This is a genomic window from Sphingopyxis sp. HIX (genome assembly GCF_001468285.1).
GTDB lineage: Bacteria > Pseudomonadota > Alphaproteobacteria > Sphingomonadales > Sphingomonadaceae > Sphingopyxis.
On the sequence record NZ_LNSB01000022.1, the window covers coordinates 1 to 12,855 of the forward strand.

A 12,855-nucleotide genomic window follows, 5' to 3' on the forward strand; every position below is an offset into this window, starting at 1 on the left:
CCACCACCACCCTCCGGGTGGTCCCCCTCCCCACGGCTACGCCGCAGGGAGGATTAAGATGGCCGCAACCGCCCGAAACCCGCCTTGCCCGAAAAATCGCACCCCCAATGTTGACATTGTAAACTTAGCTCCCACATCCCGACTCCACCCCCAACAGGAGCCCTATCATGTATCACTTCATCGTCCGCCGTCAGGTTCGCAAGATTTTCGAAGGTCTCAGCCGCGGCGACTGGGAATCGGCGCTCGGCGGCATGGCCGACCGCTTCGAACATATCTTCCCCGGCGACCATGCGCTCGGCGGCACGCGCCACACCAAGGCCGGCCTGCGCGCCTGGTTCCAGCGGCTGTTCGCGGTCCATCCGGTGCTGAAATTCGACATCAAGCAAATCGCGTCGAGCGGCACGCCGTGGGACACCACCGCGGTGATCGAATGGCGCGACCGCGCGGTGATGGCCGACGGCGACACCAGCTACATCAACGACGGCGTCCACATCATCCGCCTGCGCTGGGGCAAGATCGTCAGCCTCCACCCCTATCTCGACACCGCCAAATATGCCGCGGCGCTGAAACGCCTCGCCGGCACCGGCTTCGCCCCCGCGGGCGCCGCGCCGATTGAGGACTGAGGGGCTTCCCAAATCCTCCCCGCTCGCGGGGAGGATTTCTACCCCCGCAGAATCTTCTCCATCTTCTTGCCCTTGGCCAGCTCGTCGATCAGCTTGTCGAGATAGCGCAGCTCGCGCATCAGCGGCTCTTCGATATTCTCGACGCGGATCCCGCACACCACCCCGGTGATCAGCGACCGCGCCGGGTTGAGCCGCGGCGCCTTGGCGAAAAAATCCTCGAAATTCGTCTTCGCCGCCAGCTCGGCCTCCAGCCCCTTCTGGTCATAGCCGGTCAGCCAGCGGAAAATCTCGTCGACCTCGGCCTTGGTCCGCCCCTTCTTCTCCGCCTTCGCGATATAATGCGGGTACACGCTCGCGACGCTGATCGAATAGATACGATGCCCGGCCATACCCGCCCCGCCTCCTACCCCATCACCCACGACCGCCGCGGATAGCCCTGCGCCCACAGCAGCGCGGTCAGATCGTGGTGCCGGATCACCGCCGCCGCCGCCTCGCCCGCCGACGCGTGCGGATGGAAGCCGATGCCCAGCCCCGCCGCGGTGATCATCGGGATGTCGTTCGCGCCGTCGCCGACCGCCAGCGTTTCGGCGAGCGGCAGCCCGTGCTTCGCCGCCTCGGCCTTCAGCGTCTCGAGCTTGGTCTGGCTGTCGACGATCGGCTCGGCGACGCGCCCGGTCAGCTTGCCGCCGGCAATCTCGAGCATGTTGGCGACGACCTTGTCGAAACCGATCGCCTCGCCCACCGGGTCGGCGAAGGCGGTGAAGCCCCCCGACACCAGAACCGAATAAGCGCCGTGCGCCTTCATCGTCTGCACCAAAGTGCGCGCGCCGCGCGTCAGCTTGACGCGCTCGATGCGGCATTCGGTCAGCGTCGCCTCGGCCATGCCGCCCAGCGCCGCGACGCGTTCGACCAGCGCCGCGCGGAAATCGAGCTCGCCGCGCATCGCACGCTGCGTGATCGCCGCGATCTCGGGCTTGATCCCGGCATAGTCGGCGAGTTCGTCGATGCATTCGACGGTGATCATCGTCGAATCCATGTCGGCGACGATCAACTTCTTGGTCCGGTCGCCCAGCGGCTGCACCACCACGTCGAGCGCGCCATGGTCCATCTTCGCGAGTTCGGCGCGCGCGCTGACCAGGCTGCCCTGAAAGACGATGTCCGCCGCGTCATGCTCGTCGAGCCAGTGCGGCGCGCCGACCTCGTGCCCCGTCGCGGCGAGCCGGTCGATCGCCTCGCGAACCACCTCGTCGGTCAGCTTCCCGGCTGCTATCAGCGTGGCTACGAACATGGCGTCTCCTTCTTTCTCTTCCATCGCGGGTCGATTGCCCGTCGCACTTATCGCCGGACCCACCGCGAGCGGCAAGAGCGCTTTGGCGGTCGCGCTCGCCCAATTGGCGGGCGACGCCGTCGTCGTCAACGCCGACGCCAGCCAGGTCTATGCCGACCTCGCGATCCTGTCGGCGCGCCCGAGCACGGAAGAGATGCAGGGCGTCCCGCACCGCCTCTTCGGCCATGTCGACGCCGCGCAGGCCCATAATGCCGCGCGCTGGTCCGACGAGGCGCGCGGGGTCATCGAGGACGCGCACGCCGCGGGGAAGGTTCCGATCCTCGTCGGCGGCACCGGCCTTTACCTGCGCACGCTCCTGTACGGCATCGCCCCGGTGCCCGAGATCGCCCCCGCCGTCCGCCAGGCCGTCCGCGCGCTGCCGGTGGCCGAAGCCCATGCCGCGCTGACCACCGCCGATCCGGACGCCGCGGCGCGCCTGAACCCCGCCGACACCACCCGCGTCGCACGCGCGCTCGAGGTCGTGCGTTCGACCGGCCGCACCCTCGCCGATTGGCAGCAGGCGCGCGAGGGCGGCATAAAGGAGGGCATCGCGCTGACCCCGCTGATCCTCCTTCCCCCGCGCGACTGGCTCCGCGCGCGCTGCGACGCGCGCCTTGTCCGGATGTTGGACGGGGGCGCGATCGAGGAGGTAGAGGCGCTTCTCGCCCGCAACCTCGACCCCGACCTCCCCGCGATGCGCGCCATCGGCGTGCCCCAGATCGCAGCGTATCTCCGCGGCGAAATCCCCCGCGCCGAAGCGTTGGCTCAGGCGCAGGCCGCCACCCGCCAATATGCCAAGCGCCAATTTACGTGGTTCCGCCACCAGCCGCCTACCGATTGGCTGCGCCACGAAGAATCACTAAACATCGATTCTGTCAATAAATTGGCAATATTATTACACGATAGGCTGTTGACAGGATAGAATCATACACCTATTGCCCGCCGACCTGCTGCGGCGCACAAAGCGCGCCCAAAGGCGTGGCAGGACGCAAGCAAAGGAGTTTCGTCGTGACGGAAATGAGTGGTGCCGACATGGTGGTTCAGGCGCTGGTCGACCTCGGGGTCGACACGGTGTTCGGCTATCCGGGCGGCGCGGTGCTTCCGATCTATGACGCGCTCTTCAACCATCCGACGATCAAGCATGTCCTCGTCCGCCACGAACAGGCGGCGACCCACGCGGCCGAGGGCTATGCCCGCTCGACCGGCAAGCCCGGCGTCGTGCTCGTCACCTCGGGCCCCGGCGCGACCAACGCGGTCACCGGCATCACCGATGCCTTGCTCGACTCCATTCCGATGATCGTGCTCACCGGCCAGGTTCCGACGAACCTGATCGGCACCGACGCCTTCCAGGAATGCGACACGGTCGGCATCACGCGCCACTGCACCAAGCATAATTATCTCGTCATGGACCCCGACCGGCTCGGCGCGATCATGCATGAGGCCTTCTATATCGCGACCCACGGCCGCCCCGGCCCGGTGGTGATCGACATTCCCAAGAATGTGCAGGTCGCGACGGGCAAATACAGCCTGCCCGAAAAGATCGAGCATCAAAGCTATCGCCCGCAGGTCGAGCCCGACGCCGACGCGATCGCGCAGGCGATCGACATGATCGCCGCCGCGGAGCGCCCGATCTTCTACACCGGCGGCGGCGTGATCAACGCCGGCCCCGACGCCAGCGCCGCGCTGCGCCAATTGGTCAGCCTCACCGGCGCGCCCGTCACCTCGACGCTGATGGGCCTCGGCGCCTTCCCGTCGGATGATCCCAAGTGGCTCGGCATGCTCGGCATGCACGGCACCTATGAATCGAACATGGCGATGAACCGCGCCGACCTGATCATCGCGGTCGGCGCGCGCTTCGACGACCGCGTGACCGGCCGTCTCGACGCCTTTTCGCCCGATTCGAAGAAGATCCACATCGACATCGACCGCAGCTCGATCAACAAGATCGTCCCCGTCGACCTCGCGATCGTCGGCGACGCCGGCCGCGCGCTCGATGCGTTGATCGCGGCTTGGGCTGACAAGGGCCACAAGCCGCGCGACCTCGGCGAATGGTGGCGCCGCGTCGACGGCTGGCGCGCGACGCGCTGCCTCGACTTCCCCGAGAAGAAAGAAGCCAGCGCCGACATCATGCCGCAGCGCGCGGTGAAGGCGCTGTTCGACGCGACCCGCGGCCGCGACCCGATCATCACCACCGAGGTCGGCCAGCATCAGATGTGGGCGGCGCAGCATTTCGGCTTCTCGGCCCCCAACCGCTGGCTCACCAGCGGCGGGCTCGGCACGATGGGTTACGGCTTCCCCGCGGCGGTCGGCGCGCAGATCGCGCACTCCGGCCGCCTCGTCATCTGCATCGCGGGCGAAGCCTCGCTCCAGATGAACATCCAGGAAATGGGCACGGTCAGCCAGTACCGCCTGCCGGTGAAGATCTTCATCCTCAACAACGAGTGGATGGGCATGGTCCGCCAGTGGCAGGAACTGACCTATGAGAGCCGCTATTCGAACAGCTATTCGGACAGCCTGCCCGATTTCGTGAAGCTCGCCGCGGCCTATGGCTGGACGGGCCTCCGCATCGACACGCTCGGCGAGCTCGAGGCGGGCATCCAGACGATGATCGACACGCCGGGACCGGTGATCGTCGACTGCCGCGTCGCCAAGCTCGCCAACTGCTTCCCGATGATCCCGTCGGGCGCGGCGCACACCGACATGATCCTCCAGCCGAACGACATCGTCGGCACGATGGACGACGAAGCCAAGGCACTGGTCTAATGGATCGAACCGACTTCCATCTCCCCTCCCGCAAGCGGGAGGGGCAGCGAGACTTGGGAGCTTGCTCCCTAGTCGCAGCGGGGTGGGCCAGCCACCATCGCATGCTCGCTGCGCTCGCGCCCACCCAGTATCAGGTCGGATGTGCCCCCGGCACATCCTTGATTGGCCGGGGGCCAATCAACCTGATACTCCCCCTCCCGCAAGCGGGAGGGGGAGTAAAGCCATGAAAATCAAAACCGAAGCGGGCGAGCGCCATGTGCTCGCCGTCACCGTCGACAACGAGGCGGGCATCCTCGCCAAGATCACCGGGCTCTTCTCGGCGCGCGGCTATAATATCGAGAGCCTGACCGTCGCCGACATCAGCGCCGACCATGCGCTGTCGCGGATCACCATCGTCACCTCGGGTCCGCCCGCGGTGATCGACCAGATCATCGCGCAGCTCGACCGCCTCGTCCCCGTGCACAAGGTCACCGACCTCACCGACCAGGGCGCGCATGTCGAGCGCGAGATCGCGCTGGTCAAGGTCGCGGGCACCGGCGACAAAAGAATCGAGGCGCTGCGCATGGCCGACGTCTTCCGTGCCAAGGTCGTCGACACGACGCTGACGAGCTTCATCTTCGAAATCACCGGGACGAGCGACAAGGTCGACCGCTTCATCGCACTGATGCGCGAATGCGGGCTGGTCGAGGTCGGCCGCACCGGCGTCGTCGCCATCGGCCGCGGGTCGGAGGCGCTCTAGGGTTTTCGCATTGGGTTTCAACTTATCGTCACCCCGGACTTGATCCGGGGTCCCGCTCGGCAACGGCGAGAAGCGGGACCCCGGATCAGGTCCGGGGTGACGGCAGAAAATAGGGAAGAATGACATGCAGGTTTATTACGATCGCGACGCCGACCAGGATCTGATCAAGGGCAAGAAGGTCGCCGTCGTCGGCTACGGCAGCCAGGGTCACGCCCATGCGCAGAACATGCGCGACAGCGGCGTGCGTGAAGTCGCGATCGCGCTCCGCCCTGGTTCGGCAACCGCCAAGAAGGCCGAAGCCGCGGGCTTCAAGGTGCTTTCGAACAAGGAAGCCGCCGAATGGGCTGACGTGATCATGATCGCCGCCCCCGACGAGCATCAGGCGAAGATCTACGCCGACGACATCGGCCCGAACATGAAGCCCGGCGCCGCGCTCGCCTTTGCGCACGGCCTCAACATCCACTTCGGCCTGATCGAGGCGCGCCCCGACATCGACGTCTTCATGGTCGCCCCCAAGGGCCCCGGCCACACCGTGCGCAGCGAATATCAGAAGGGTGGCGGCGTCCCCTGCCTGATCGCGGTCGCGCAGGAAGCCGCGGGCAACAGCGGCAACGGCTTCGCCAAGGCGCTCGCCCTCTCCTACGCGAGCGCCGTCGGCGGCGGCCGCAGCGGCATCATCGAGACGACGTTCAAGGAAGAGTGCGAAACCGACCTCTTCGGCGAACAGGCCGTGCTCTGCGGCGGCATCACCCACCTGATCCAGGCGGGTTTCGAAACGCTGGTCGAGGCGGGCTACGCCCCCGAAATGGCCTATTTCGAATGCCTCCACGAAACCAAGCTGATCGTCGACCTCCTCTATGAAGGCGGCATCGCGAACATGCGCTATTCGATCTCGAACACCGCCGAATATGGCGACATCAAGACCGGCCCGCGCATCATCACCGAAGAGACCAAGAAGGAAATGAAGCGCGTGCTTGCCGACATCCAGTCGGGCCGCTTCGTCAAGGACTTCGTGCTCGACAACCAGGCCGGCCAGCCCGAACTCAAGGCCAGCCGCAAGGCCGCCGCGGCGCATCCGATCGAACAGGTCGGCGGCGAACTGCGCGCGATGATGCCCTGGATCGCCAAGAACCAGCTCGTCGACAAGTCGAAGAACTGACGGCCCCAACAGGCCGTCATCCCGGCGCAGGCCGGGATCTCACCCTCGCGATCAAACGCGGCGGCGAGATCCCGGCTTTCGCCGGGATGACGAACACAGGAGCCGATACCCGGCACACCCTTCCGCATTGGCGACCGAAGCGCTAGGACCGGAGCATGTCCTCCGACCTAACCTTCGCCTGCCGATGCGGCAGCGTTTCCGGAACCCTGCTCGACGTCGGCCCCGGCCAGGGCGATCATGTCATATGCCATTGCACCGACTGCCAGGACCTGACGCGCCACTTGGACCACGCGGATGTGCTCGACGCGCACGGCGGCAGCGCGCTCTACCAGTCGCGCTGCGCGCGCCTGCGCCTCGACACCGGCCTGGAGCAGCTCGCCTGCCTGCACATGACCGACAAGCCCACGCTCCGCTGGTACGCGGCCTGCTGCGGCATGCCGCTGTTCAACACCTACGCCAACGGCAAGCTCCCCTATATCACGACCCAGCTCGCCGTCTGCGACCCGGCGAAGCGCGAGAGCCTGGTCGGCCCGCCGCTCGGACATTTGTTCACCGAGGATGGCATCGGCGATACCAGCGCATTGCCCAAGATGAGCATGGCCAAGCTCATGCGCCGCTTCTTCCCCCGCATGCTCCGCGACCTCTTCTCGGGCGACCGCCGCCGCTGCCCGCTCTTCGATTCAGAGACGCTCCAGCCGATCGCCACCCCGCACCGCCTGACCGCCGAGGAGCGGCAGGCGCTGCGGGACGCCTAATCCGCCATTCAGCAAGTTCGGTCATTCCCGCGAAAGCGGGAATCCAGCTTTTCTTCTTTGTGCCTTTGCGCCTTTGCGTGAGATTTTTAGAACCTCACGCAAAGGCGCAAAGGCATAAAGATAAGGCAAAAGAAGCTGGATTCCCGCTTTCGCGGGAATGACGAGAGAAGGAAGACCATGGTGACCTCCCCCTTCGCCGCGCACCACGCCGACCTGGCCGGTCTCGCCACCGAGAACCGCCGCCGCACGCTCGCCCCGCGCGCGGGCGTCGACTTCGCCTCGAACGACTATCTCGGCCTCGCGGGATCCTACCTCCTCAACGAAGCCCTCGCCGAGGGCCTGCGTCGCGGTATCCCCGCGGGTTCGGGCGGTTCGCGCCTGCTGCGCGGCAATCACGAGGAGCATGAAGCGCTCGAGGCGCACGCCGCGCGCCACTACGGCAGCGAGGCCGCGCTCTTCTTCCCCACCGGCTTCGCCGCCAACGCCGCGCTCTTCGCGACCTTGCCGCAGCGCGGCGACCTCGTCGTCCACGACGCGCTCATCCACGCGAGCGCGCACGACGGCATGAAGCTCGGCCGTGCGGAGCGCGCATCGGCGCTGCACAACGACCCGCAGGCCTTCGACGACGCCATCGCCGCCTGGCGCGCGCGCGGCGGCAAGGGCACGGCGTGGATCGCTGTCGAAAGCCTCTATTCGATGGACGGCGACCGCGCCCCGCTCGCCGCGCTCGCCAAGGTCGCCGACCGCCACGATGCGATACTCGTGGTCGACGAGGCGCATGCGACGGGCGTCTACGGCCCCGCGGGACAAGGGCTCGCGCACCGGCTCGCGGGCCAGGCCAACCTCATCACCCTGCACACCTGCGGCAAGGCGCTCGGCTGCGAAGGTGCCCTGCTGTGCGGCCCGCAGATCGTCCGCGATTTCCTGATCAACCGTGGCCGCCCCTTCATCTTCTCGACCGCGCCGTCGCCGCTGATGGCGTGGCTCGTCCGCCAGGCGCTCGAGATCGTCGCCAACGCGCCCGAGCGCGCCGCGCATCTCCACGCGCTCGTCGCGCACGCCGAAACGCGCCTCGCCGCGCTCGGCCTGCCCGCCAGCCGCAGCCAGATCCTGCCCGTCGTCATCGGCGACAACCGGCGCACGATGCGCATCGCGGGCGCGCTGCAGGAGGCGGGCTTCGACATCCGCGGCATCCGCCCGCCGACCGTCCCGCACGGCACCGCGCGCCTCCGCATCGCGATCACGCTGAACGTCACCGAGGCCGACATCGACCGCATGGCCGACACGCTCGCCGCGTCGATGGCCGCGGCATGACGCGCTTCGTCGTCACCGGCACCGACACCGGCATCGGCAAGACGATCTTCAGCGCCGCGCTCGCGGGCGCAACGCGCACCCCCTATTGGAAACCGATCCAGTCGGGGCTCGAAGAGGAAACCGACAGCGAAGCCGTCGCGCGCCTCGCGGGCGTGCCCGTCCGCCCCGAAGCGTACCGCCTCGCCACCCCCGCCTCGCCGCACCTTGCCGCCGAGATCGACGGCGTAGCGATCGATCCCGACCGGCTGACGCCCCCGGCAGGCGACCTGATCATCGAAGGCGCAGGCGGTGCCCTCGTCCCCGTCACCCGAACCTTGCTCTACGCCGACCTCTTCGCGCGCTGGCAGGTCCCGGTGATCGTCTGCGCGCGCACCGCGCTCGGCACGATCAACCACAGCCTGCTGACGATCGAAGCGTTGCGCGCCCGCAACGCCTCCATCCACGGCCTGGCCTTCCTCGGCGACGCGGTGGAGGACAGCGAAGCGATCATCGCGAAGCTGAGCGGCGTCCGCCGCTTGGGCCGCCTACCGATCGTCGATCCGCTGACGCCGGAAAGTATCGCAAAAGCCTTCGGCGCGAACTTCAACGTCACCGATTTCGGCTAACTTCTTCATCCCCGCGAAAGCGGGGACCCGCCTTTCTTTCTTCTTCGTGCCTTTGCGCCTTTGCGTGAGATTCTTAAAACCTCACGCAAAGGCGCAAAGGCACGAAGACAAGGCAAAAAGGGAAAGCTGGATTCCCGCTTCCGCGGGAATGACGAAAGCGGGTAGAGGGCTCCCGACATGACGAGATCGCGTTCTCCCATCTGGCACCCCTTCACCCAGCACGGCCTCTGCGACGCCATCCCGCTGATCGCCCGCGGCGAAGGCGCGCGCCTTTACGATGCCGAGGGCAACCACTGGATCGACGCGATCAGCAGCTGGTGGGTCACCACCCACGGCCACACGCATCCGCGCATCATGGCGGCGATCCGCGCCCAGTCCGAAAGGCTCGACCAGCTCATCTTCGCCGGCTGGACGCACGAGCCCGCCGAGACGCTCGCCGCCGAACTCATCCGCATCACCCCCGACCCGCTCACCCGCGTCTTCTTCTCGGACTCGGGCTCGACCAGCGTCGAGGTCGCGCTCAAGATGGCGCTCGGTTACTGGTATAACATCGGCGAGCCGCGCAGCCGCATCCTCGTCCTCGAGCACAGCTATCACGGCGACACGATCGGCACGATGTCGGTCGGCGAGCGCGGCGTCTATAACCGCGCCTGGCAGCCCTTGCTCTTCGACGTCGACACCATCCCCTTCCCGCACGAAGGCATGGAACAAGCCACGCTCGACGCGCTCGACGCCGCGTGCCTGCAAAGACCCGCGGCCTTCATCGTCGAGCCCCTGATCCTCGGCGCCGGCGGCATGCTGATCTACCCCGCCTGGGTGCTCGCCGAAATGCGCGCCATCTGCGCGCGCCACGGCGTGCTCTTCATCGCCGACGAGGTCATGACCGGCTGGGGCCGCACCGGCACACGCTTCGCCTGCGATCAGGCGGGCGTCATCCCCGATATCGTCTGCCTGTCCAAAGGCCTCACCGGGGGCAGCCTGCCGCTCGCGGTCACCCTCTGCATCGAGCCGATCTTCGACGCGCATTGGTCGACCGACCGCGCCAGGACCTTCTATCATTCGTCGAGCTACACCGCGAACCCCATCGCCTGCGCCGCCGCCGCGGCGAACCTGGAAATCTGGCGCGACGAGCCGGTGCAGCAGCGCATCGACGCTCTCGCCGAAGCGCAGGCCGCGCACGTCTCGCTGCTCGGCCACGACCCGCGCGTCGCCAATCCGCGCCGCCTAGGCACGATCGCCGCGCTCGACATCGCCGTGCCGGACTCGGGCTATCTCTCGAACCTAGCCCCGCGCCTGATCGCCTTCCATCGCGACCGCGGCGTCCTCCTCCGCCCGCTCGGCAACACAATCTACGTCATGCCGCCCTATTGCATCGCGGCGGAGGAACTGGCGCAGATATGGGACAGTATCGCGGCGTCGCTCGACGATCTTTGACACGGGTTCGTCCCAACAACTGTCGGCGATCAGGCCGGAATAGAGCGCACTGTCCCTAACGGGAGGCAAGGCTTCTTAAATCGGCTCCGGAACTGATCTAAAAATCAACCGCTTGTAAATATCATCCCTCTAATTCTCCCGTGGCGGGGGCGGGTCCCGCGCACAGGCCTCGGGGGAAAATCGATGGACTATATGCTCATGCCGCTCATGCGCTACGCCGACTTCAGCGGCCGGTCGCAGCGCATGGAATATTGGATGTTCACGCTCTTCTACCTGGTCATGATCGCCCTGCTCGTCGGCCTCGCGATCTTCTTCGGCAGCCCCGCTGGCGAAGAGCGCACCCTCGCCGAAAATTATTTCCTCGTCGTCACCGGCCTCTTCGTCGTCGGCACGATCATCCCGTCGATCGCGGTCACCGTCCGCCGCTTCCACGACCAGGACAAGTCGGGCTGGTTCTACCTGTTCAGCTTCATCCCCTATATCGGCGGCTTCATCATGCTCTTCTTCATGTGCGTCGACGGCACCCCGGGCCCGAACCGCTATGGTCCGGACCCCAAGGGCGGCCACCGTTACGGCGATATCTTCGCCTGAGCCCTACTCGCCAAACTTCGCATCGTCCGGGATCACCGCCCAATTCTTCTCCGCCGCGGCGATGAAGCCGGCGCGGTCCTGGTCCCACTTCGCCTTCACCTCCTGGTTGAAGTTCAGGTACAGTTTGCCGCCCACCACCGCATAGGCGAGCGGATCGCCCGGCGCGAGGTAACCGCGCGACATCGCCCACGCGCAGTGCCCGCCATATTGCGGCGCGAAGGCCTCGGGATTGGCCTGGAAGCGCGCGGCGTTCGCGGCATTGGCGAAATGATAGACGGCGCCGTCATGCTCGACCGAAAAATCGGCGTCGCCCTTCACCGGCACCCCGTCGCCGTCGAAATAGCTGACCGTGTCGTAACCGCTGACCGCCACCTTGCCGCCTTCCACCCCGACATAGACGGGCTTGGCATAGGCCTGCGGAGTGAACACCGCGAGCGACAGCGGGGCGAGCAACGCCGCGAGCAGCGCGAACAGGGCTTGGTTTTTCACGAAACATCTCCATCTTCGCACAGCCCGGCCCGATGCCGCGGCGCGCGTCGCCATGGGTTCGCCGCCCGGCGCCAGAAAGTTACGCGCCCGCCGCGGCAATTCGGCCTATGTTCATCTTCGCCGCCTAAGCGTGCATGGAGGGTATGGGGGTTTGTTGAGGGAATGACGCCGCGATGACCAAGCCGACCCGCCTCCTGCTCCCGCTGCTCGCCGCGCTGGCTTTCGCCGTGCCCGCCGCGGCGCAGGTCGAGGATCTGGCGCAATCGTCGCAGCCGCCCGAGAAATTCTCCTTCCTCATCGCCTATGGCAATGACGAATGCCCCGAAGCCGAGGGCGACGAGATAGTCGTCTGCGCGCAAGAGCCCGAGGCCGACCGCTACCGCGTCCCCAAGGAACTGCGCGACGAACTGCGCGAAGAGGATGTCGGCGGCGGCGGCAGCTGGGCGTCGACGGTCGAGGCCCACGACGACGTCGCCCGCCTCGGCCGCCCCAACAGTTGCTCGGCGGTGGGCAGCTACGGCTTCACCGGCTGCACCAGCGCGATGCTGCGCCAATGGTTCGCCGAGCGCCGCTCGACGCGGTGACGCCCCCTCCCCTCCCGCCTGCGGGAGGGGCAGCGAGACTTGCGAACTTGTTCGCTAGTCGCAGCGGGGTGGGCGCGCATGCACCCGCTCAGAAACTCTAACGGATCAGCGAGGCCCCGGCATAGGGATCGTGCGGCTGCGCGGGCGGCGGCGCGGGCGCGGCGGGCAGCGGCGCCGCCTGCGCCGCGACCTGCTCGCCCTCGCCTTCCCCCAGCCATTGCGTGAAACCGGCCGCGATCGTCGGCGCGCCGAAGACGATGAAGCACCCCAGGATCACCGCCGCCCCGCGCCGCACGTCGATCCGCCCTGCGAGCATCGCAAAACCGACCGCCGCCACCGCGATCGTCGCGACGCCGGTGGCGACCGACCCGGTCGCAACGGCCGCGACCCACTCAGCGGCTTCGGCGAGGGCGGTGGATTGGGTGGTCATTGCGGCAGTCTCGCGCTTTCTGTAACGTCAACTCCAGGTCAG

General features: G+C 67.0%; 15 protein-coding genes. 11 read left to right on the forward strand and 4 right to left on the reverse strand.

All coding sequences use genetic code 11. The features are described 5' to 3' along the window. Nucleotides 1-167 precede the first annotated feature (167 nt). On the forward strand, nucleotides 168-623 hold the full coding sequence (locus ATE62_RS11780) for a nuclear transport factor 2 family protein (protein ID WP_058810688.1): 456 nt from the start codon (nucleotides 168-170) through the stop codon (nucleotides 621-623). A 38-nt stretch (nucleotides 624-661) separates the two neighbouring features. Here the strand turns inward: ATE62_RS11780 and ATE62_RS11785 are convergent, their stop codons facing one another. Both ATE62_RS11785 and serB read right to left on the reverse strand, forming a co-directional pair. Further along, nucleotides 662-1,012 (reverse strand): DUF2200 domain-containing protein, encoded by a 351-nt coding sequence (locus ATE62_RS11785; RefSeq protein WP_058810689.1) that lies wholly within the window; start codon nucleotides 1,010-1,012, stop codon nucleotides 662-664. Between the two features lie 14 nt (nucleotides 1,013-1,026). Beyond that, nucleotides 1,027-1,911 carry a phosphoserine phosphatase SerB gene (serB, locus tag ATE62_RS11790; RefSeq protein WP_058807743.1) on the reverse strand — a complete coding sequence of 295 codons (885 nt, stop codon included), beginning with the start codon at nucleotides 1,909-1,911 and terminating at the stop codon, nucleotides 1,027-1,029. Here serB and miaA point away from each other — a divergent pair. The 9 genes from miaA to ATE62_RS11835 all read left to right on the forward strand — a co-directional run bounded on the left by miaA (nucleotide 1,910) and on the right by ATE62_RS11835 (nucleotide 11,310). Continuing rightward, on the forward strand, nucleotides 1,910-2,872 hold the full coding sequence (gene miaA / locus ATE62_RS11795) for a tRNA (adenosine(37)-N6)-dimethylallyltransferase MiaA (RefSeq protein WP_058807742.1): 963 nt from the start codon (nucleotides 1,910-1,912) through the stop codon (nucleotides 2,870-2,872). The genes serB and miaA overlap by 2 nt on opposite strands. Nucleotides 2,873-2,958: 86 nt before the next feature. Next, a complete protein-coding gene (ilvB, locus tag ATE62_RS11800; protein WP_058807741.1) occupies nucleotides 2,959-4,713 on the forward strand; it encodes a biosynthetic-type acetolactate synthase large subunit in 1,755 nt (584 codons plus the stop codon). A 223-nt stretch (nucleotides 4,714-4,936) separates the two neighbouring features. Next, nucleotides 4,937-5,452 carry an acetolactate synthase small subunit gene (ilvN, locus tag ATE62_RS11805; RefSeq protein WP_058807740.1) on the forward strand — a complete coding sequence of 172 codons (516 nt, stop codon included), beginning with the start codon at nucleotides 4,937-4,939 and terminating at the stop codon, nucleotides 5,450-5,452. Nucleotides 5,453-5,576: 124 nt separating this feature from the next. Then, nucleotides 5,577-6,611 carry a ketol-acid reductoisomerase gene (gene ilvC, locus ATE62_RS11810; RefSeq protein ID WP_058807739.1) on the forward strand — a complete coding sequence of 345 codons (1,035 nt, stop codon included), beginning with the start codon at nucleotides 5,577-5,579 and terminating at the stop codon, nucleotides 6,609-6,611. 155 nt (nucleotides 6,612-6,766) lie between these two features. Further along, nucleotides 6,767-7,366: a DUF6151 family protein gene (locus ATE62_RS11815; RefSeq protein WP_058807738.1), complete on the forward strand. Its 600-nt coding sequence runs from the start codon at nucleotides 6,767-6,769 to the stop codon at nucleotides 7,364-7,366. A 177-nt stretch (nucleotides 7,367-7,543) separates the two neighbouring features. Then, nucleotides 7,544-8,680 (forward strand): 8-amino-7-oxononanoate synthase, encoded by a 1,137-nt coding sequence (locus ATE62_RS11820; RefSeq protein ID WP_058807737.1) that lies wholly within the window; start codon nucleotides 7,544-7,546, stop codon nucleotides 8,678-8,680. Next, a complete protein-coding gene (gene bioD / locus ATE62_RS11825; RefSeq protein ID WP_058807736.1) occupies nucleotides 8,677-9,285 on the forward strand; it encodes a dethiobiotin synthase in 609 nt (202 codons plus the stop codon). The genes ATE62_RS11820 and bioD overlap by 4 nt, the downstream gene beginning before the upstream one ends. 177 nt (nucleotides 9,286-9,462) lie before the next feature. After that, on the forward strand, nucleotides 9,463-10,719 hold the full coding sequence (locus ATE62_RS11830) for an adenosylmethionine--8-amino-7-oxononanoate transaminase (RefSeq protein WP_058807735.1): 1,257 nt from the start codon (nucleotides 9,463-9,465) through the stop codon (nucleotides 10,717-10,719). Between the two features lie 183 nt (nucleotides 10,720-10,902). After that, nucleotides 10,903-11,310, forward strand: coding sequence for a DUF805 domain-containing protein (locus ATE62_RS11835; protein WP_058807734.1), 408 nt, complete (start codon nucleotides 10,903-10,905; stop codon nucleotides 11,308-11,310). A 3-nt stretch (nucleotides 11,311-11,313) separates the two neighbouring features. On the opposite strand, the gene ATE62_RS11840 is transcribed toward ATE62_RS11835, so the two are convergent. Further along, nucleotides 11,314-11,799 carry a YHS domain-containing (seleno)protein gene (locus ATE62_RS11840; RefSeq protein WP_058807733.1) on the reverse strand — a complete coding sequence of 162 codons (486 nt, stop codon included), beginning with the start codon at nucleotides 11,797-11,799 and terminating at the stop codon, nucleotides 11,314-11,316. A 173-nt stretch (nucleotides 11,800-11,972) separates the two neighbouring features. Between ATE62_RS11840 and ATE62_RS11845 the strand changes: the two genes are divergently transcribed. Further along, a complete protein-coding gene (locus tag ATE62_RS11845) occupies nucleotides 11,973-12,383 on the forward strand; it encodes a hypothetical protein (protein WP_058807732.1) in 411 nt (136 codons plus the stop codon). A 97-nt stretch (nucleotides 12,384-12,480) separates the two neighbouring features. On the opposite strand, the gene ATE62_RS24085 is transcribed toward ATE62_RS11845, so the two are convergent. Then, nucleotides 12,481-12,813 (reverse strand): TrbC/VirB2 family protein, encoded by a 333-nt coding sequence (locus ATE62_RS24085; protein ID WP_082662772.1) that lies wholly within the window; start codon nucleotides 12,811-12,813, stop codon nucleotides 12,481-12,483. Between the last annotated feature and the right edge of the window lie 42 nt (nucleotides 12,814-12,855).